The organism is bacterium CG_4_10_14_0_2_um_filter_33_32, assembly GCA_002792735.1.
Classification (GTDB): Bacteria; Patescibacteriota; CPR2_A; order CG2-30-33-46; family CG2-30-33-46; genus CG2-30-33-46.
The window spans coordinates 1-1,118 of record PFOW01000065.1; the positions used below are offsets into that span (position 1 = coordinate 1).

A 1,118-nucleotide genomic window follows, 5' to 3' on the forward strand; every position below is an offset into this window, starting at 1 on the left:
ATATGCATATTGGAAACTCCTTAGTTATTTGCAGGAGTCTCAAATGTTTCGTAACTTATTCACCTATTAATATCACTGCTTTTAAAGAAAAAGTTCCACCATTTAACATAATTGGGAAGCTGCTCAGATTCCTTTTTGGTTTTAGTATCATCAATCTGATCTGTTATGCTTTTTTCGTTGTTTTCAGCATCCGGAAATACTAAAACTTTTTCGCCAGGTTTTACCATGCCTAATTTTTCTTTGGCTTCCTTTTCTTTGAAGGTTTCAGTCTGAAAAAACGCGATTAAATCTGATAATTTTTGATTTTCTCTTTCTACTTCTAAAACTTCTTTTTGTAGATTGTTAATATGCTGATTTACCTGATAATTCTGCCAGATCATCTTGCCAAGCATAAAAAATACGTAACCTACCACAATAAGCCCTAGCACTAAAAACCATCTTGATCTTAGAAAATCTGGCGAAGGAATTTTCATATTTTCTTATTTACCTGTTTTAATAAGTATTTATCTTGAAAATAGTAAACTAAAAATAGCAATAATAGCCAAGCAATAAAAGTGACGACCATTACTGCTGTTTGATGATTTGCTAAAATCTTTTGAAAAAATGGCAGACTATTGATACATTGTTCAAAACTATCGCTGGACCTACTACTAAAACTCTGAAATATGCATCCAGTAGAGCCTTGATCAAAAAAAGATACTGTTCCTAACCAGAAAAAGAACATCATAACAAATTCAAAAAGCATAATCATAAAACGTACTAATCTGCTCATAGGTAATCCTTTATTCATTTTAAAAATAACATTTTTGAGATTGATAATCAAACGAGAAACACATAAAGGGTCGTTCTGTCATAACTACCAGAACGACCCTTTATTCAATTTTTACAATTCAGTTTATGCTATTTAATCCCAGGGAGTTTTGGAAACTTTAAGTTTTTGAATTTTTCCGGATTCAAGCTGTAATAATAATATCCCGAAACACCAAACACTAGAAGCAGAATCGACAATAAGAACAGGTTGTTTCTTCCTTTAGTCTGCGCGCTTTGTTCATTCTTCGATTGATCATCTTTTTGTTCGTCTTTGTTTACGTTTTCAGGGCTTGCGGCTTGAGCAGATT

The 1,118-nt window shown here is 32.4% G+C and carries 3 protein-coding genes; all 3 read right to left on the reverse strand.

The window, feature by feature from the left end; genetic code table 11:
• Window positions 1-59 precede the first annotated feature (59 nt).
• Window positions 60-473: a hypothetical protein gene (locus COX95_04315; GenBank protein ID PIZ85375.1), complete on the reverse strand. Its 414-nt coding sequence runs from the start codon at window positions 471-473 to the stop codon at window positions 60-62.
• Window positions 470-772, reverse strand: a complete 303-nt coding sequence (locus COX95_04320) for a hypothetical protein (GenBank protein ID PIZ85376.1) — start codon at window positions 770-772, stop codon at window positions 470-472. Before COX95_04320 ends, COX95_04315 begins: the two co-directional genes overlap by 4 nt.
• 128 nt (window positions 773-900) lie before the next feature.
• Window positions 901-1,118: hypothetical protein (locus tag COX95_04325; protein PIZ85377.1), on the reverse strand; the 218-nt coding region annotated here is incomplete at its 5' end.

Bases quoted from the DNA above. Each gene is read 5' to 3' on its own strand.
- COX95_04315 (PIZ85375.1), bottom strand. From the start codon at position 473: ATGAAAATTCCTTCGCCAGATTTTCTAAGATCAAGATGGTTTTTAGTG.
- COX95_04320 (PIZ85376.1), bottom strand. From the start codon at position 772: ATGAGCAGATTAGTACGTTTTATGATTATGCTTTTTGAATTTGTTATG.